General features: G+C 44.2%; 18 protein-coding genes and 1 pseudogene. 7 read left to right on the plus strand and 12 right to left on the minus strand.

What is annotated here, in order from left to right; translation table 11 throughout:
- Nucleotides 1-185 precede the first annotated feature (185 nt).
- Nucleotides 186-599, minus strand: coding sequence for an arsenate reductase (thioredoxin) (gene arsC, locus KGF65_RS05000; RefSeq protein WP_101872584.1), 414 nt, complete (start codon nt 597-599; stop codon nt 186-188).
- 43 nt (nt 600-642) lie between these two features.
- On the minus strand, nt 643-849 hold the full coding sequence (locus KGF65_RS05005; protein ID WP_101872583.1) for a DUF3923 family protein: 207 nt from the start codon (nt 847-849) through the stop codon (nt 643-645).
- Nucleotides 850-1,067: 218 nt separating this feature from the next.
- On the opposite strand from KGF65_RS05005, the gene KGF65_RS05010 reads away from it, so the two are divergent.
- The gene (locus tag KGF65_RS05010; protein ID WP_050338027.1) at nt 1,068-1,493 is read left to right on the plus strand and encodes a flavodoxin domain-containing protein; all 426 of its coding nucleotides are present in this window, start codon (nt 1,068-1,070) and stop codon (nt 1,491-1,493) included.
- 70 nt (nt 1,494-1,563) lie between these two features.
- Here KGF65_RS05010 and KGF65_RS05015 read toward each other — a convergent pair whose 3' ends face one another.
- Both KGF65_RS05015 and KGF65_RS05020 read right to left on the minus strand, forming a co-directional pair.
- The gene (locus KGF65_RS05015) at nt 1,564-2,319 is read right to left on the minus strand and encodes a LysR substrate-binding domain-containing protein (protein ID WP_216748176.1); all 756 of its coding nucleotides are present in this window, start codon (nt 2,317-2,319) and stop codon (nt 1,564-1,566) included.
- Between the two features lie 151 nt (nt 2,320-2,470).
- Entirely contained in the window at nt 2,471-3,886 is a 1,416-nt protein-coding gene (locus tag KGF65_RS05020; RefSeq protein ID WP_216748177.1) for a DASS family sodium-coupled anion symporter, read from the minus strand.
- A 462-nt stretch (nt 3,887-4,348) separates the two neighbouring features.
- Between KGF65_RS05020 and KGF65_RS05025 the strand changes: the two are divergent.
- Nucleotides 4,349-6,718, plus strand: a pseudogene (locus tag KGF65_RS05025) (NAD(P)H-dependent oxidoreductase).
- Between the two features lie 212 nt (nt 6,719-6,930).
- On the opposite strand, the gene KGF65_RS05030 reads toward KGF65_RS05025, so the two are convergent.
- From KGF65_RS05030 to KGF65_RS05045, 4 genes are all read right to left on the minus strand, one after another.
- Nucleotides 6,931-7,299, minus strand: coding sequence for a 6-carboxytetrahydropterin synthase (locus KGF65_RS05030; RefSeq protein WP_056953138.1), 369 nt, complete (start codon nt 7,297-7,299; stop codon nt 6,931-6,933).
- Complete coding sequence (locus KGF65_RS05035; RefSeq protein ID WP_157685966.1) at nt 7,268-7,423, minus strand: hypothetical protein; 156 nt, start codon at nt 7,421-7,423, stop codon at nt 7,268-7,270. Before KGF65_RS05035 ends, KGF65_RS05030 begins: the two co-directional genes overlap by 32 nt.
- Nucleotides 7,424-7,563: 140 nt before the next feature.
- Nucleotides 7,564-8,073 carry a plasmid pRiA4b ORF-3 family protein gene (locus KGF65_RS05040; protein WP_158296943.1) on the minus strand — a complete coding sequence of 170 codons (510 nt, stop codon included), beginning with the start codon at nt 8,071-8,073 and terminating at the stop codon, nt 7,564-7,566.
- A 119-nt stretch (nt 8,074-8,192) separates the two neighbouring features.
- Nucleotides 8,193-8,774: a uracil-DNA glycosylase family protein gene (locus tag KGF65_RS05045; RefSeq protein WP_162937103.1), complete on the minus strand. Its 582-nt coding sequence runs from the start codon at nt 8,772-8,774 to the stop codon at nt 8,193-8,195.
- Between the two features lie 523 nt (nt 8,775-9,297).
- Between KGF65_RS05045 and KGF65_RS05050 the strand changes: the two genes are divergently transcribed.
- From KGF65_RS05050 to KGF65_RS05060, 3 genes are all read left to right on the plus strand, one after another.
- Complete coding sequence (locus tag KGF65_RS05050) at nt 9,298-9,789, plus strand: thioredoxin domain-containing protein (RefSeq protein WP_101872577.1); 492 nt, start codon at nt 9,298-9,300, stop codon at nt 9,787-9,789.
- Between the two features lie 169 nt (nt 9,790-9,958).
- The gene (locus KGF65_RS05055; RefSeq protein WP_101872576.1) at nt 9,959-11,194 is read left to right on the plus strand and encodes a dicarboxylate/amino acid:cation symporter; all 1,236 of its coding nucleotides are present in this window, start codon (nt 9,959-9,961) and stop codon (nt 11,192-11,194) included.
- Nucleotides 11,195-11,211: 17 nt separating this feature from the next.
- On the plus strand, nt 11,212-12,150 hold the full coding sequence (locus tag KGF65_RS05060; RefSeq protein ID WP_101872575.1) for a RimK family alpha-L-glutamate ligase: 939 nt from the start codon (nt 11,212-11,214) through the stop codon (nt 12,148-12,150).
- Nucleotides 12,151-12,328: 178 nt separating this feature from the next.
- Here KGF65_RS05060 and KGF65_RS05065 read toward each other — a convergent pair whose 3' ends face one another.
- Nucleotides 12,329-12,829 (minus strand): DUF4411 family protein, encoded by a 501-nt coding sequence (locus KGF65_RS05065; RefSeq protein ID WP_216748178.1) that lies wholly within the window; start codon nt 12,827-12,829, stop codon nt 12,329-12,331.
- Between the two features lie 4 nt (nt 12,830-12,833).
- On the minus strand, nt 12,834-13,985 hold the full coding sequence (locus tag KGF65_RS05070; RefSeq protein WP_101872573.1) for an ImmA/IrrE family metallo-endopeptidase: 1,152 nt from the start codon (nt 13,983-13,985) through the stop codon (nt 12,834-12,836).
- A 383-nt stretch (nt 13,986-14,368) separates the two neighbouring features.
- Between KGF65_RS05070 and KGF65_RS05075 the strand changes: the two genes are divergently transcribed.
- Both KGF65_RS05075 and KGF65_RS05080 read left to right on the plus strand, forming a co-directional pair.
- Nucleotides 14,369-14,677, plus strand: coding sequence for a type II toxin-antitoxin system Phd/YefM family antitoxin (locus KGF65_RS05075; RefSeq protein ID WP_225083387.1), 309 nt, complete (start codon nt 14,369-14,371; stop codon nt 14,675-14,677).
- Nucleotides 14,678-14,748: 71 nt separating this feature from the next.
- Nucleotides 14,749-14,910, plus strand: a complete 162-nt coding sequence (locus tag KGF65_RS05080; protein WP_260201467.1) for a hypothetical protein — start codon at nt 14,749-14,751, stop codon at nt 14,908-14,910.
- Between the two features lie 219 nt (nt 14,911-15,129).
- Here the strand turns inward: KGF65_RS05080 and KGF65_RS05085 are convergent, their stop codons facing one another.
- On the minus strand, nt 15,130-16,053 hold the full coding sequence (locus KGF65_RS05085; protein ID WP_216748179.1) for a hypothetical protein: 924 nt from the start codon (nt 16,051-16,053) through the stop codon (nt 15,130-15,132).
- Nucleotides 16,054-16,099: 46 nt separating this feature from the next.
- Complete coding sequence (rlmH, locus tag KGF65_RS05090; RefSeq protein WP_003637300.1) at nt 16,100-16,579, minus strand: 23S rRNA (pseudouridine(1915)-N(3))-methyltransferase RlmH; 480 nt, start codon at nt 16,577-16,579, stop codon at nt 16,100-16,102.
- Nucleotides 16,580-17,127: the final 548 nt, after the last annotated feature.

A 17,127-nucleotide genomic window follows, 5' to 3' on the forward strand; every position in this document is an offset into this window, starting at 1 on the left:
CACATGCTGGATTGTTCACAAAGTTAACGAACGGCCAGTAAACTCAGTGGCTACGGACTTACGCGAGCAACATAAATCGGCCAGCCCAGGTTTGAATGCCTAGGCTGGCCGATTTGATTGCCGTTATTGATTTGTTGGGTCGCAGCTACCTGTTATTGACACTTGGCGCAGGTTTAGCGTTCCACTTACTTCAACGTCTTTGCGAGCGCGACGACTTGCGCCTGAATCTGGTCACGAACTTGTCGAAATACAGGAAGTTTTTCTGCTGGACTGCCGGGCGCTTGCGCCGGGTCTGGCAATGGCCAGTGCAGCCGCGTGACCGTTGGCGGCGTAACTGGGCACCGGTCACGGGCATCGCCGCATAACGTGACGACCACGGCACACTGCGCGAGGTATTCTGAATCGATCAACTTAGACGTCTGCTGACGGATATCAATACCGATTTCCGCCATTACCTGGACCGCGAGTGGATTGACGCCATGTACTTCGACACCGGCACTCGCGACCTCCCAACCAGCTGGTAATAATTGCCGCGCAAACCCTTCTGCCATTTGGCTCCGACAAGAATTACCCGTACACAAAAAATAAATTTTAGCCATCACTGCCACCACTTTCCTGAATTCTCTTGAAACCACACGCCAATCAGTGCCGCATCACTCGCCGAATAAGACTTTCAACTCCTGCAAGCAACAGCACAAAAATTGCCAGCACCCCCAACGCCAACAACCGCGAGCCCCAGGTCTCAACGTGGCCCGTCCCATCGATTGGCCGAATGAGTATGATTAAGCTAAGAATAATGGTCACGATCCCCACCATGTCGTTAATGAGCCGCCATTTTCTTCCTTTCATCCCACAACGCCTCCTTGCGTCCTTTTGTGCCCCCTACGAATCGTTTACAGGTCAATCAGAGTGGATTTTCCCGTATCTTTGTAATCGGTTCCAAAACGTTTTATACTAGACTTGATATAACAACTAGTATACCAATTCTAGTGACCCTTGCCTATCATGGTCGACTGATGGTGGGCACCTGGTCTTAATTCAATTATTCTTATCGGAGGTCTTTTTTCATGACAATTGCAATTCGTTATCAGACTCGTAATGGCAACACCCAGGCATTCGCCGAACAAATCGCAGCCGTAGCTGGCGTGCCCGCCCAATCGATCGACACCCCAGTCGAACAAGCGGACACCCTCTTTTTCGGCGGTGGCACTTATTTTATGAAACCAGACAAGACCGCATCCGCCTTTATGAAGAATTTGGATGCCACTAAGGTCAAGCAAATCGCTTTATTCACCACTTCTGGCGGTCCAGAAATGGTGTCCGATAAGGCCCTCACAAAAATCGCGGACGAAAAGGGTATCCCCGTTATCGGCCACTTCCACCAAGTCATGGGCGGCAAGGGCATGAAGATCATCGGCAGTGCCGGTGGCAAACTCAAAGACGAACAAATTCAGCTCGTTAAAGAATTCGCACAAAAGATGTTGGCACAATAATGCAATGAATAACGCTTGGACTGACGGGGACGTTGGTGGGCGTTATTTTTTTGGCTGATTATCAAAACCATTATGCCGGATTCCTTCTGATTTGCCGTAGCACATCTAGGCATCGCTGTTGGTTGGCATTTGGCAAGAAAGATTTTCGGACTGCAAGCTGCATATAGCAGTGTAACTGTGCTTGCGAGGCCAGCGGGATTCCCACAACCTGGTCGCTTAAAACCACTGAATCAGCAATCACTAAGCCGACACCAATATTTTGTGCGACCAAACCCTCTACCAAGGCATTAGTCGCTGCTTCATAAATAATATTCGGTTGAATGTGGCTTTGTTGGCAATACTGCGCTAATGCCAATCGTGGTAGCGCGTGTTTGGGGCGTGCAATAATTGGCACCCCTTTTAAATCAGTCGCCCGCACCGTTTCTAAATGACTCAATGGACTATTTACATTGACCAACACCTGCAACTGATGCTCTTCTAAAATGTTGACACGTAAATCAGCAGACCGCTCTGGGACTAAGCTCGAAAATACGGCAGCATCTAACTTGCCACGCCGCAAATCAGCTAATAGTTGCTCAGAGTCCGCAACAGTCGTTGTCACTTGGTCTAATAAATGAACCGTAATAAATTTTTTAATCAGTCGTGGTAGCCAAATACCGCCTGCGACATGCGAGAAGCCCAGGCGCACCTGCCTGTCATTGGCATGCTGGACTTCAAGCGCCATTTGAGAAAAGTCCTTCAATAACTGATTGGCCTTGATATACAAGATCCGCCCAGCTGCAGTCTCCACCAATGAACAAAAGTACCTTAAATCTCGTTCATTCATCCTTGATTCCCCCCGCATTCTGTTCGGTCGTGCTCATGAAAAGTGAGCCGCAACCATTCTGATTTTACTTAATGCTTAATTTTAACACTAAAAGCGATCTCGATTAGGCCACCTTTATGCAACCTAATCGAGATCGCTTTAACGATCATTTTTACCAAAATCCCAGTAGCTTAGTCCAAAGTAAGCCACCGCCTAGCCAAATCACGTTGAAGATAACGCCAACAATCGCACTTAACTTCCACCATTCTGCACTCGTAACGTAACCCGTACTTGATAGGGGAGCGGCTGGTCCTGCCGAGTATGGCGTCGTCGACAGGTTGATTGGCCCCGCAAACGCTAATAGCAGTGCTGCTAAAACGTGTGGCACCCCGGCACCGATTGCAATCGATAAGAACCCTGCATACAACGCCGATATCTGCGTCGAAACACTCGGAAACATGTAGTGCAAGTAAAAGTAGGCTAAGAATAGGATAATCAAGACGCTAATCCAGTTCATACCACTTAATAAATGACCCAGTGTTTTGGAAAACCATGGGAAGAAGCCCAATGTCATCAACTTTTTCGACATCATCATAATAATAGATAGCCAGACCAGAATGTTCCAAGCAAAGTTTTCATTAAGCAAATCCTTAGTCGTCAGCACCCCGGTAATCAGTAAAATAACCACGGCAATAAAACTGACTTCAGTCGCGTCAATGCCGATTTTGGTACCGACGAGCCACAAAACAATAGCTAATACGAACGTTACTGACATAATCTTCTCGCTGGCCGTCATTTTACCTAGGGCTGACAAACGTGTCGTTGCCCACCGATGCGCATCCGGCGTCTCTTTGACCTCTGGCGGATAGACCTTATACAATACCCACGGAATAATCAGTAGTGACAAAATTCCCGGGACACAAGCCGCCATGAACCACTGCATCCAAGTAACGGTGATGCCCTGCATTTTCGCAAGGCCAATCGCCACCATATTACCAGCCAAACCCGTTAGAAATAAGCCAGACGTAATATTGTTGACTTCATACTCATTGAAGACTAGAAATGAACCTAATTTGCGCTGCGTTCCCTGCTTTGGATCAGAACCCATTTCGCGAGACAGATTATCAATAATTGGATACATAATCCCATTGACCCGCGCGTTGTTGCTCGGAATCCCAATTGCTAGCACGGCATCCACAAAGGATAGCGCGTAGGCCAGACTCAGCGTTCGTTTGCCAAACAAGCTCACGAACAGGTACGCAATGCGCTTACCTAACCCGGACTTGATAAAGCCGGCCGCCATGAACATACACATTGCAACCATCCAGGCGGTTGAATTGCCAAACCCGGTTGCAACTTCGTCCATTGTAACCACACCGCTGAGTGTCGCCACGACAATTCCAATCAGCGTCACCGCCATCATTGGTAATGGCTTCGTGATGCAAGCAATGATCGTTGCCACAAAAATCGCAAACAGCCGCCATGCGACGATACTGATTGCTAACGGTCGTAATGGCGTAACTAGCCACAGGCCAATTCCAAATACCAACGGCAAAATAAAGCCCTTCCATTTTACTGTACTCAACATTGCAGGTCCCTCCTGACCAACGATATTTTGTTAATAAATTCACATAACGGCTACTATGATTACTTATTGTGCTTTTCGAGGCTTACCATAACTTAATTTATGAGTCTGTCAATCGCAAATTGGCTGTGTGGGTTTAGACTGGTACTAAAAGTGGATTAAATCAGCCTTTCACAGCTAGTATCTTTGCTAATGATTAGATTTATCACGCTAGTTTTCTCGTTGATAGTCTCACTTTTTATAAATAAAATTTATAAAAAGCCAAAATAAAGTTTGATTTTAATTCGTTGAATTGTAATTCGTCGGATTGTAGCTGAGCAAATTTATTATTGTTATCGTTGTCACAAGGCCATTTTGAAGCAGTTCACAAAATTTGTGGTTGTTTTTCTAGTCGAAGAACTTATATTGAAAGCGTAAACAATACGTGTGTTTATCCAATTAAAACCTAGCAAAGGACTGTTTGTTATGAAATATGTTGCATTGATGGGAACGACCGCCCAGCACTCTTATAATCGCGACTTGTTACAATTTATGGCGCACCACTTTAGTCACCAAGCCACGATTGAGGTCAATGAAATCACCGGTATTCCGCTCTTCAACGAACCAGATCAAAATGACGTCCCCGCATCCGTTCAACAGCTAAACGATAAAATTAGCCAGGCAGACGGTGTCATCATTGGCGTGCCAGAGTATGATCACGCGATTCCGGCAGCACTCAAAAACGTCATTGAATGGCTCTCCTACCAACTACACCCGTTTGCCAATAAGCCAGTAATGTTAGTCGGAACTTCGCTTGGAATTCAGGGCACGTGCCGCGCTCAGGGGGATTTACGGCGGATTTTAAACTCGCCTGGTGTGGATGCCCAAGTCCTCCCCGGCAACGAATACATGCTGAGTTACGCCGGCAAAGCCTTTGACGAAACTGGCGAACTGATAGATGGCCCGTCTATCAAATTCTTGGAACGGTGCTTTGCTAATTTTGAACAGTTTGTTAAGACGATGAATGGGACGCCGGCACTGAATATCGACTGGCAAGGGAGTTATGACGTAATCGTCCTCGGCTTTGGTGGTGCGGGCGCCACGGCAGCTCGTTTCGCCGCCGACAATGGTGCCCACGTGCTCTTAGTTGATGCAGCGCCGTTTGGCCGTGAAGGTGGTAATACACGTTACTCAGCACAACACGTTGTGACGGGTGAAAGTCTTGACCAGTTGACCGCCTACTACCAAGCATTAGGGGCACCTTTTAGCACACCCGTGAAAACGCTGAATGCCTATTTAAGTGGAATGAGTCAGATCCCAACCTACTTTGAAAAATACTTAGGCATCAAAGCAGTCAGTTGAAAGCACGATATTAAACCCGGTGATGCCGTGGCAATTAAGAAAACGATGGCGGAATACCCCGAGCTAGCAGGTAGTGAGACCATCGACTTTGCGCTCGTTCACAAGCGGGATAAAGATGCGGCGCTATGGAAGTTACTACGGAAAAGCGTCCTCGATCGTGCTGATAAAATCGATGTCTGGCTAAATTCACGGGCACAACATTTGATTCAGGATCCTAATTCTAAAATTATCCAGGGTGTTCAAATCAAGCGTGGCGAACATTTGCTCAATTTGCATGCCAATCACGGGGTCGTCTTAGCGATGGGTGGTTTCGAAAATAACGCTGAACTGACGCAAACTTATCTGCATAGTGCTCACTTAACACCACTTGGGACCCTCTATAATCGGGGTGATGGTGTAAAGATGGCGCAAGAAGTCGATGCTAAGATGTGGCATATGACGAACTACGAATCACACGGCATCCTACCCGGAATTACGTTTAAAGAAGACGCTAACGAGCGTGGACGCCAAATTGAACACTGGTCACTACTCAAGAACGGCAGTATATTCGTTATCGCTGATGACGGGACGCGGTACTTCCCAGAAGACGCTAAACACCGCCACGGTCATGTCTATACCCATGGGTCTTGGCTAATTCCAATGAAGAATCAGCACCCCTACTTGGTTTTTGACCAGACACAGTATGAGGCCTTCAAAGCACAAGAACAGCGGGATGGACAACTCCCCTATCCAAAATTCATGCGTAAACTCATCACCGCACCAACCATTGAAAAATTAGCCGCTAAGCTCGATGTTCCAGCGGATAACCTACAGCAGACCGTCGCCGACTTTAATCATTACACGGAAGTTGGCCGTGACTTTGCCTTTGGTCGTGATCCACAAACGATGCGGCAACTAGATGCCGGACCGTACTATGCGATCGCTGCTGCTAACGATGTACTCAATACCCAGGGCGGTCCTCAGCGCAATGAGCATGCCCAGATTCTCAACGTCAACAACGATCCGATTCCTCACTTGTTTGGTGCAGGCGAATTGGGTGGCATCGTCGCCAACTGCTACCAAGGCGGTGGCAATTTAGCTGAATGCCTGATTTTTGGTAAGTTAGCTGGTGAAAACGCGGCTCGTCCTAAATCCGATAGTGAATCTGTCGATGCAGACGAAGCCAATGGGATTAATGACCTCGTGGACGGTGAAACAGCTGCCAATGTCAAACTAGGTGCCGACCAATACTTGGGAAGCTCCAATGCTGGACTCGGTGGTAAAGTCATCGTCCGGGTCACCTATCGTGATCACAAGATTCAAGCCGTGGATGTCATCCAGCATCACGAAAGCGAAGATGTCGGCCTGACTGCTATTAAAGAGATTCCACAAGAAATCGTTGCAGCCAATTCAACCAGCGTCGATGCCGTCTCAGGCGCTTCTGCCTCCAGTCGCGCAATCAAAGAAGCGGTGCAGGATGCGTTGAAACAGGTAACGAATTCCGTGACAAATTGAATAATTAGAGCGCCATCCGATTCAAATGATGCCAATTTGAATTGGGTGGCGCTTGTGTGTCACACGATGTTTCACGTGAAACATTATGAGTCAAACTCTTGGGTAACTAACCGCCGACAGCCGGCGACACACTAAGTTACTAAAATTCCCCTGCTACTAAATAAGGCCACCCAGAACAGCTAACAAGCTGCTTCCAGGTGGTCCTTTCGTTTCTAATCAGTCACGCTAATACAGTAAGCCCGGGTTGGCGAATCGCTCACTTCAATACGCATCAACTGCGCACCGTTCTCACGTAATGTTTTATCGATTTTCTTGAACAAGTACTCCGTCACATTTTCAACGGTGGGATTAACCGTTTTGAACTCCGGCAAATCGTTCAAAAATTTCCCTGACAATTCATCTAGGGCTTGATGTAAGTTTTTTTCGATGTCATAGAAGGCCACCATCGCATCGACCGTGTGTAACTCACAAACAATCTCCCACGTGTGCGTGTGCTTCTTCCCGGACCCCGTCGCCCATCGAATCGCGTGGCTCGCATTCACATAGGATTTAATTTTGTAAGAACGTTGTTTGGTCGTCATGGCTCGTTACCTCCGTCTGGTTCAAGTTACCTACCATCTTAGTTGAAACGATGGCGGATAGCAACAGTTGCGGTAGGTAAACAGCCGGCGCTCGCCACAAACCATAGCCTGCTTTGTAACTCACGCGTGACCGTTAATAAAAAGCAATTCCAACTCATTTGAATCAAGAATTGGTTTGCATTTCGTCTTAGAAATTTAGCGCCGGTAACGACGTTCAGACCACCAGTATTCATCTAAACGGGTCTTTAGCAGGCTGATGAACCATTATTTAGCGTTCCGCATACGCCAATAGTAGAACTGCCGATTAATATTGTCACGACTATATGGGGCTCCGGGTTCTTCAAAGCCATCTTCCAACATATTATTGCCTCGTCCCCGTATGCATAGTGGGAGATCATGACGCGTTAGCTCGGCAGAGGTGTACACCTTTCCAAGTTCAATCTTGTGTTTCCAATCCTCGCCAAAGTCATAAGTATAGGTGAGTGAGCCATTTAAGATTTCTGGATAGACCATATCATTTTCTTCATCTATCGCCCCTTCAGGCTGTATGTTTCGAAGAACATCCATTAGACTCCGATTGTCCGATATTTGTTGCGATTGAAATTCGTGCAGATGGGCATTTTCCCAGCCAAATGCAATTTGAATTAACTCATGTAACTGACGATACCGCAATGTCGTTGGGACTAAGATTGTTCGTGAGACGGATGGTTTGACTTGGATCAATCTAATTTTTAATTCCATTGCAACGATTGGTTCTGCTGGCTTTGATTGCATCGTATTGACCTTCCAATTCATGATTATTGATGTTTCAAGTACGCAGTGGCAAACAAGTGGATTTTTGTAGCTAGATAACTTTCTAACCAGTCATCATCTCAAATATACCATATCTCCGCTTATTGTAGTGCCGCTTTAACGCGCTTTTGCAGGTCCGGCACAACTGTCGTTTGAAACCACGGATTCTTCTTCTGCCAGCCATAATTAAGTGGTGATGGATGCACTAGTGGGAAGTAGTCCGGTAGATAATCCTGATAATTCTGGACCGTTGCCGTAAGTGTCTTTTGCCGTGACCGACCGAGGTACGCTTTAATCGCATACTGCCCAACCAGTAACGTCAATTGAACATTCGGCATCATCGCTAACAACGGTTCGTGCCACTTGTCCATGAAGCCCTTGCGTGGTGGCAAGTCACCGCTTTTTCCCTTCCCCGGATAGTAGAAATCTAGCGGCATGACTGCAATCCGGTCACTCTGATAAAATTGCTCCCGGGTAACGCCCATCCAGTCTCGTAATCGGTCGCCGCTCGCATCATTGAAGTACGTCTTAGTATTCTGTGCAATACGCCCCGGTGCCTGACTGATGACCAAAATCGTGGCGGAAGGTAGGACGTGAAACAGCGGGTCCCAGCCTTTTGCTGTGTACTCGGCGTTATCTGGATCGGCTTTGATGGCTTGTGTGATTTCTTCGATAGTTGTGATAGGGATGCACCTGCGATTCGTTTGTGATTTTTGGGTGCAGTGCGTGTTTAGTCGCTGCACCTCGTATAATAATCTGTATCCTAACAAATTTATTATACACTGCGAGCTTTATGATGGCTAAAGACTGGTAATAACAGATTATCATTCAAAAAAGTAGTGGCCAAAATAACTAGCCATTAGTCCCGTTGGTCGAATCTCTCACTTGACAAGTCATACACGACGCTGTATCTTAACCATAACAATTTTACACGACATTGATGGAAAGAGTACGGTTGATGAGTATATGTAAAGCGACCAGTGTTAGTGAAAGGCTGGCTTGAAAGTCAATCGGAAGATGAGTCCTGAGTCTTAATGGTAGTGCAAGCTGCTATTACGCGTGGGTGCGTTAATCACCCGGCACATAGTTGTGTGCTTTGAGGCAGTCAATGATGACTGTAAATCTGGGTGGTACCACGGTCTAATCCGTCCCTGCAAGCAATTGCAGGGACGGATTTTTTAATTATAACGAAAGGTGTTTAGAACAATGACGCAATATATCTGGAAGTTTCAAAAATTGAACACACTTAATTACGGTTCGGCACACGCAACACACGATGTCACACTTATTATCAATCTCGGCTGTCCTGATAGCCGGGCCTGGTATCTTAAGAATGAACCGCTACTCTTTGGCAAGGTTGCTAATGGCAATATTCAGCTGCATATCAAATTGTGGGACAAGCCCGTTGATGACCTTAGAAATGGCGGTATTGCTGATCAGTATATTGATTATCATCAGCCTCAACAGGCCCGCGACCTGATCCATAATATTTTCACGGACCAAGCAAAGTTGAATCAATTATCTCAAGAACAGGTTGGCCCTTATCTAGCACAAACCTATGGACTGACCCAAGCGAACGCATCAGCTAGCAAGCTCACCGCAAACGAAGTCGCTAGCGCTAGAATTACCAATCTGCCATCAATAATCGTTGACAATCAATTCCAGCCAGAAGAAAGTTTTGACTTGTCAGCGTTATAAACTGCTAATTACCACCCAAAGGAGGTCGTGCCATGAGTCGTCTTAGAATTCACAAGGTCAATAGTTGGTTGACCCTTTGGCGCGGCTGTGCCTTGGGTGAAACTGCCATGTACATGATGCTTTCACTAGCAACTGAAGCTCGAAAACATATAAAAGCGAGGTTTTATACATGGCAACGATCAAACGGATTGGATTTCCATACCAACTGCTGATTGCTTTAGTATTAGCAGTTATTTTCGGCAATTTTTTACCGATCGCAGATTCTTTTTACAATTTATTAGGCACAGTTTTCATTAATGCAATTACGATGATCATCTTACCGTTGATTTTCCCGGTAGTCATCACGGCTGTCGTTAAGATTTTTAACCAGAAATCTTTTGGTCATATTCTTCTCAAAACCTTTGTTTATTTCTTTGTGATTACCACAATTATCATCGCCCTATTCTTATTAGCAGCTTACTATTTTGGATTTGGTACTGGGACACATGCTAGCGCTAACGTCAGTTCTCTGAAAGGAATTGGAACCAGTATCAATCTATGGACATTTTTAGCCTCAATCGTTCCTGCTAATATCATCAAGGCCTTCTCAGACAACAATTTGCTCTCTGTCATTTTCTTTGCGATTGTGCTTGGACTTGGTCTAGGTGCCTATGGACCAGCAAAAGCCAAGCCACTACTTAATTTGTTTGATATCTGGATTGAAGCACTGTATAAAATCACTGATTTCATTATCAAGCTGTCACCGATTGGGATTTTCGGCATCATTGCCCACGATGTCAGCAGTGTTGGTACCAGCGAGTTAGTTTCCTTAGTCACTTTCATCGTAGGCCTATATGTCGGTTATGCAGCACTACTTTTGATTGTTTTCCCAATCATTGCAAGCATCTACCGGGTTCCTTACCTTGCCACTTTACGCGAGATACGCGATTTGTTCACCCTCGCCTTTTTCACTGGTAGTTCTAGCGTTGTACTTCCTAAATTACTAGAACGACTAAAAGCAAATGGTTCTTCTCAAACGGTCACTGATTTTGTGATTCCGCTAGGCTATACTTTTAACTTGGAAGGTGCAACTGTCTATCTTTCGTTGGCCGTCGCTTTTGTGGCTAACAGCTATAACTTGTCTCTATCGTTAGCAACACTCGCTATGATTGTCTTGCTGCTAACATTTATTAGTAAAACCATTGCGACGGTTCCTTCTGGTGCCATTGTCGTCCTACTCGCCACGGCGACTCAACTTGGATTGCCCAAAGAAGGGGTCGCATTAATCTTCGCCGTTGATTTCTTTGCCAACGCCGGCCGAACTGCACTCAATGTTTTAGGTAACGCAATTGCGGCTAAAGCCATCGAAGGACAATTACAAGCCACTGCGACGAAACCAATTTCATCAAAACTCGCCAACGAATAAAGATTGGAGCTAATCATATGTCAGAATCACAACCAAAAGTTTATATTTTACACGAAAACCTCGACTGGACCCGCCACCTTGTGACATGGTTGCAACAAAAACAGATTCCCTATGAACTCTGGGACCTATCAAGTGGTCACATTGATCTGCAGTCCGTCCCTCCTGAAGGCATCTTTTACAACCGGATGTCCGCCTCTGCTCATACCCGTGGACACCGTTTTGCACCCGAATTTGCACAACAAGTGATTCAATGGCTAGAGAACAATCAGCGCGTCGTTTTAAACGGTTCTCGCGCAATTGATTTGGAAATTAGCAAAGTTAAACAATACTTAGCACTTAACAAGGCTGGCATAAAAACACCCCGAACAGTCGCCGTTCTGGGTAAAGATAATTTAGTGCAAGCGGCTCAGGAGTTCAACGTTTATCCGTTAATTACTAAGCATAATCGTGCTGGTAAAGGCGCTGGTGTTCATCTATTCAATAACGATCAAGAGCTCGAGGAGTACGTCGCTAGCGCTGATTTTGAGGAACCAGTAGATGGCATTACACTACTCCAAGAATATATTCGCCCCATCGATGGTCGGATCCGCCGATCAGAATTTATTGGTCAAAAGTTTCTTTACACCGTCTCAATTGATTCCAGCCAGGGATTCGAACTTTGTCCAGCAGATGAATGCCAACTGCCAAATACAGCTGAATCTAAGTTTAAAATCATTGACCCGTTAAGTAGCCAACAACAGACTGATTATGAGCGCTTTTTACACGCTAACGGCCTAGACGTCGCTGCCGTTGAATGGGTGGAAGATCAAAATCACCAAAAGTTTGTGTATGACGTCAACACGAATACCAACTATAATGAGCAAGCCGAAACTAGCGCCCACATTTTTGCCCACGAGCACTTGGCGGATTACTTAGGCCATCTACTTAATGAAACGACACAGGTTGTGAGCTACTGAAATCTCAATAACTAGACATAAAACCAGCATCACGGCGGAATCCAGGTGGATTTTGTCGTGATGCTGGCTTTGTTGGTTCTGTTTTATCAGACACTTACATGGAAAAATTTATCCAATAGTGATTTATCCGGAATGTAACTATGTCCAAGGCATATTCGACCTGTTTTCTATCATCAATTTAAATTGATAAATCTAGCTTCTCCAGTAGTTCGTAAATGGTCATTGTGGGAACGTTAAACTGAGTGGCAACCGCATTAATTTTAGGCTCTTTCTTGGAGTTACTACCTATATTGGGCATCGTCGCACGACCATTTCCATCTAAAGTCACGATTGTTTGACTGTTCACCTTTGCAGTAGCAATCAGCCACGGGTCGGCTTTATCCGGACTCTGCCACTCTGAAATACCGGCTGCATTCCATCGCTTTGATTGCGTTATCCAATTCATCACATCATTATAAGCACGCGTTATTTCTAAAGTGGGAACAATGGTTTGCTTCTGAAATGTATTTTTTGTCCACAATGCTAGTTCATCAGGATACTTTATTTCATTATAAACAAAAGAGGTCATCCTGACATTACTATGAGTGGCTAGACAAACCCAAACGGATCCAAAAACCTGTGGTCGATACCACTTTTCATGCGCATCTATTAATGAATTAGAGTCAATTAAATATTCCATAATATCACGCCATTTCCAAAATTTTATCGACCGTTTTGTGATACGTTTTCAAAGTCACACCTAGCATCGAGGCCGCTTTCGCAATCGCCATATCACCACTAGATTCAGCATTAATAACCGCATTCGCATAATACCGGTCTATTCTCGATATTGCGGTATTATAAAAATCACCGCCAGGGGCCTTTTGCTCTGACTTTAAGCGTAGCTCTTCTGCTTGCCGCCGCTTCGCCCAATCAACCAACTTATTTTCAAACAGTCGCAAACTCTGAGTACGAATGGCCGCCGCAACTAAACTCGTATGGAACTTTTTGGATAAATGGGTTAAGTTGTCTTCAGGCGAATATTTATCAGATTGCAATTCCTTGACCTTATCAGCAGGCATCAGCACATTAATCGTAACTTGATTAATCCAACGCTCATTTACCAGATCTAGATCCGGTGAAACATTCAACACTTCATTATTTCCCAAAAAAGCATGCATCAGTTCATGAATGAGTGAAAAAATCTTCGCCTTTTTGCTATCACGGCTGTTAATAAATATTAACGGAACCACAGAATCCATTAATACTAACGCCCTGAATTCATCAACATCAAGCGGCCGTCGCGTATTTGTTCCAACAACACCATTCTGCATGACCAAAATACCTAGAGCGCTAATTTTCGTTCTAAGAATATTAAAGAAATCATCATCTGACATAGCTATTCCAAGTGTGTCGGACAAATCTAAAATCCCTATAACATCCTTAGATACAGCAGCCGGATCCATCTTATCGTTAAATATGTGCTCAAATTGAAATTTCGTACTTTCATTTTGATCAAGTAGATAGTCTTTCATCCACGCTTGTCGCATTTCCATATCATATATCGTATCAATTAGACGCCTACTTGGCTGAACACCCTGATTATTAACCGTCCTAAACTTCACAAATTCATTTTTTTCTCTTGGTAACTCGGTTTTAAAAAAGTAATTAAACGGAATTCGCGTATCACGACTAAAGTTTTGAATTTGCTTAAATGTGGGATAATCATGGTCAGTCTGCGGGTTTTTCCAGTTGGAAAGTGCATACTTCTTTAATAATTCTGATTCATTCTTTTCACCATTACTGATGGCCCAATCAATAATTTCAGGGTTTACAGGAATCCGTAATACTGCCATGAAAATCGCCACCTTTCGTCAAAGTATCTTGCATCAAATTTTAGCATACTTTACTTCTAACTACCGACATTTAGGTAGTCAAATTTGAATTACTTATGGTACAGACTTTCTAGTATTTCCACTTTTCTAAAAACACTTGGACTTTGCATTCTTCCAAAATATGTAAAGAGGTTATAATACTAACGGCTTCACTCATGATACGAGTAACCGTATCACAGGTTCTGTGCGGTTCTAAGACTACGATGGCTTACAATTCTGTTGGGGTGGCAACAACGCCACCAATTCATTAGAACTAGCTTCACTGATGCTTGATGTTCCATGCCATTATGTCATCGAAGAAGAGGCTTGTTATTCTGTGCTTTTTTGAAAAAGGCGCTATAATCATGGAAAAAGCAATTGGAGTGATTGAAATGGCTACTACAGTAATCAATATTACCGATGCTCGTAAAAACCTTAAGAAAATTACGGATGATGTTGTTACTAACAATACGACAGTCATCATCACAAAACCACACGCCAAAAACGTTGTCGTAATTTCTGAAGCAGAATATCGGGCTACCCAAGAGACGCTGTATTTACTGGACTCAAAAGAAAATCGACATGCTCTAGATAAATCATTATCACAATTGAATACTGAGGATGTTAAGACGCTGAGCGCAGAAGAATGGCGCAAATTAAATGAAAAAGATTAAAAACATCAGTTTTACAAGCATTTTCAGAATATCGGTATTGTCAGACACAAGATTGGAAAACATTAAAATCCATCAATCGATTAATTGATGATACTTTAAGTCATCCGTTCACAAGTCTCGGTAGAACCATTAAAATATCAGTTAACAGACTGCTGGTCCCGTCGTACCGATACCTTATACATCATTCAATGCCGGTACCACTACGAAAAATAGGCAAATATATTCTTACCTAAAGGTTGAAAGCACCAACACAAACCGTACTCATTGATATCATTGAGTTACGGTTACATAAATTAGTCATTTTCACTTTTTCGGCCTTATTGAGCAGTTTTCCAAGACTACTTGGTAAGGCTTTTATAAATTCATCAAAAATAGCGTCTAAGACGGCTGCTTCCATGGCGAATCTTTTTGCCTCAATATAGTCGTGGCTGCTAGTCGCATATTCATTTTTACTAAGCTCTCATCGTCGCAACATCCACTGCCATCAGCGCCTCGTAGGACACGCGCCAATCACGATCAGCATAGACGACTACTGCGTCTTGACGAGCTAATTCACGATTAAGTGTCAGAAAATGCGATTTACCTTGTCCATCTTGAATTCGAAACGTATGATCAAACAGCACTTCCGCTGAATAAAGCTCATCATGCTGCCACAAGGGGCTAGTACTTCCTTTATATTGTGCTAAAGCAACTTGTCCGTATCGATGCGGCACTGACAGCAGCTGTTTTCTCAATTGTTGGTAGAACTCATCAGCCGTCACTTCTACAATGGTGTTACTGTTAAAATACACCGTCTCATTTCGATCATCATAAAGATACGAATCCGTTCCTAAATATTCTGTGTCGCGTACCAGACAATGATCATGTGTATCAATCCGAAAAACATCACCATCACGATATAGCCAGAACCAAACACCGTGGCTTTCCTTCCAATCACAATAAAAATGGTCAATAATTGTATCCGGTTTGTGGTGATATTGAATATGCTCCCGCATAGCAATAATGTCATCTAAACTAAACTTGTCTAGATTGATTACCGGCAATCTGCCATAAAGTGTGAGCGGTTGGCTTTCAGCAAATAAACGCCAATCCTCAGAGCACGCATTAAGTTTCTCCCGATTACGCACCAATTCATCAGTATCGACATCACCAAATTCAAACTGGCAGTTATCACAGTGAAATGCTTTCATACCCGTTTCAGGAATATCACAACCTGCGAGATAGTAGGCCTGGCTACCTGCTAGGCCTAAACTTGAGACTAAACCATACACAATACGACGTACATGCGAGCTCATACATTTTGGACAATTCAAGTTACTATTCTTTACGATTCCTAGTGCGACCCAACGCTTTAACCCAGAAATTAGTTTCTGCATTGTTCCTACCTCAAAATTCATTGGCCATCATTTTCAACGATAGCACCTATTTATGATACGGCGACCCCGCATTAATCATAAACGCTCGATAAACCTGCTCCGACAGCACCAACCGCATTAGCTGGTGAGGTAACGTAAAACGTCCAAACGAGATCTGGGTATCTGCGCGCTTCAGTACTTCTGGCGACAAGCCCAGCGATCCGCCAATCACAAAATCGATATCGCTGTGACCATAAGTCGTCAGCTTGTCGATTTCGGCCGCGAATTCTTCGCTGGAGCGTTCCTTGCCTAAAATTGCCAGCGCGTAGACGTAATCGCGATCCTTGATTTTTTCCAGGATGCGCTGACCTTCTTTTTGCTTCACATTTTCCATCTCTGCGTTACTTAATGATTCTGGTGCCTTTTCATCGGGAACCTCAACGATCTGGAATTTTGCAAATTTACTCATTCTTTTCGCATATTCCGCAATTCCCTGTTTGAAGTATTTCTCCTTTAATTTACCAACACAGATAATTTTGATGTTCATAATTGACCGCCTTTACACAAGTTATTAACATAGTTATCCACAGGTGCATAACTCAATAATCAACATATTGTGGTGAACACTAGTTCGGCACAATATTTATTTAGTCCGCTTTTGTCAAGACCCTTCCGACTTATCCACAGTTTTGCACAGCAACATCTGTTCGTGGATTCCGGTTACAAATCCCATTATATCAAGAATCCCCCGTCATTAAAATAACTTTTTTAAATTCAATCCACAGGGTAAGTCGGTGCTTGTGGATAACTTTTAAACAAGGCTCAATCCCGTCGTTGCGCCTGTTAATAAATTTCAATTTTTGACGGCTCAAATTATCACCAAAGTTGTCCACAGTTTTGCACACCCGCCGTTTTCCCGATAAATGCTTTGACGGCTTTCGGCCAGTTTGTTCGGCTTTTTACGTAACTGGGGCCTCCATTCACAAATTTTCCTGATTTTTGAAAAACGAACCTTCGCTTTTTCATCATTATCCGCCAAAAGCGCAAAAAAACGCCCTCAATTGCAACTCACAATCAAGGACGTTTATGAAAATC

Source organism: Lactiplantibacillus sp. 30.2.29 (genome assembly GCF_018991255.1).
GTDB classification, from domain to species: Bacteria; Bacillota; Bacilli; order Lactobacillales; family Lactobacillaceae; genus Lactiplantibacillus; species Lactiplantibacillus pentosus.

Bases quoted from the DNA above. Each gene is read 5' to 3' on its own strand.
- arsC (WP_101872584.1), bottom strand. From the start codon at position 599: ATGGCTAAAATTTATTTTTTGTGTACGGGTAATTCTTGTCGGAGCCAA.
- KGF65_RS05005 (WP_101872583.1), bottom strand. From the start codon at position 849: ATGAAAGGAAGAAAATGGCGGCTCATTAACGACATGGTGGGGATCGTG.
- KGF65_RS05010 (WP_050338027.1), top strand. From the start codon at position 1,068: ATGACAATTGCAATTCGTTATCAGACTCGTAATGGCAACACCCAGGCA.
- KGF65_RS05015 (WP_216748176.1), bottom strand. From the start codon at position 2,319: ATGAATGAACGAGATTTAAGGTACTTTTGTTCATTGGTGGAGACTGCA.
- KGF65_RS05020 (WP_216748177.1), bottom strand. From the start codon at position 3,886: ATGTTGAGTACAGTAAAATGGAAGGGCTTTATTTTGCCGTTGGTATTT.
- KGF65_RS05030 (WP_056953138.1), bottom strand. From the start codon at position 7,299: ATGACGACCAAACAACGTTCTTACAAAATTAAATCCTATGTGAATGCG.
- KGF65_RS05040 (WP_158296943.1), bottom strand. From the start codon at position 8,073: ATGCAATCAAAGCCAGCAGAACCAATCGTTGCAATGGAATTAAAAATT.
- KGF65_RS05050 (WP_101872577.1), top strand. From the start codon at position 9,298: ATGACGCAATATATCTGGAAGTTTCAAAAATTGAACACACTTAATTAC.
- KGF65_RS05055 (WP_101872576.1), top strand. From the start codon at position 9,959: ATGGCAACGATCAAACGGATTGGATTTCCATACCAACTGCTGATTGCT.
- KGF65_RS05060 (WP_101872575.1), top strand. From the start codon at position 11,212: ATGTCAGAATCACAACCAAAAGTTTATATTTTACACGAAAACCTCGAC.
- KGF65_RS05065 (WP_216748178.1), bottom strand. From the start codon at position 12,829: ATGGAATATTTAATTGACTCTAATTCATTAATAGATGCGCATGAAAAG.
- KGF65_RS05070 (WP_101872573.1), bottom strand. From the start codon at position 13,985: ATGGCAGTATTACGGATTCCTGTAAACCCTGAAATTATTGATTGGGCC.
- KGF65_RS05075 (WP_225083387.1), top strand. From the start codon at position 14,369: ATGGAAAAAGCAATTGGAGTGATTGAAATGGCTACTACAGTAATCAAT.
- KGF65_RS05085 (WP_216748179.1), bottom strand. From the start codon at position 16,053: ATGCAGAAACTAATTTCTGGGTTAAAGCGTTGGGTCGCACTAGGAATC.
- rlmH (WP_003637300.1), bottom strand. From the start codon at position 16,579: ATGAACATCAAAATTATCTGTGTTGGTAAATTAAAGGAGAAATACTTC.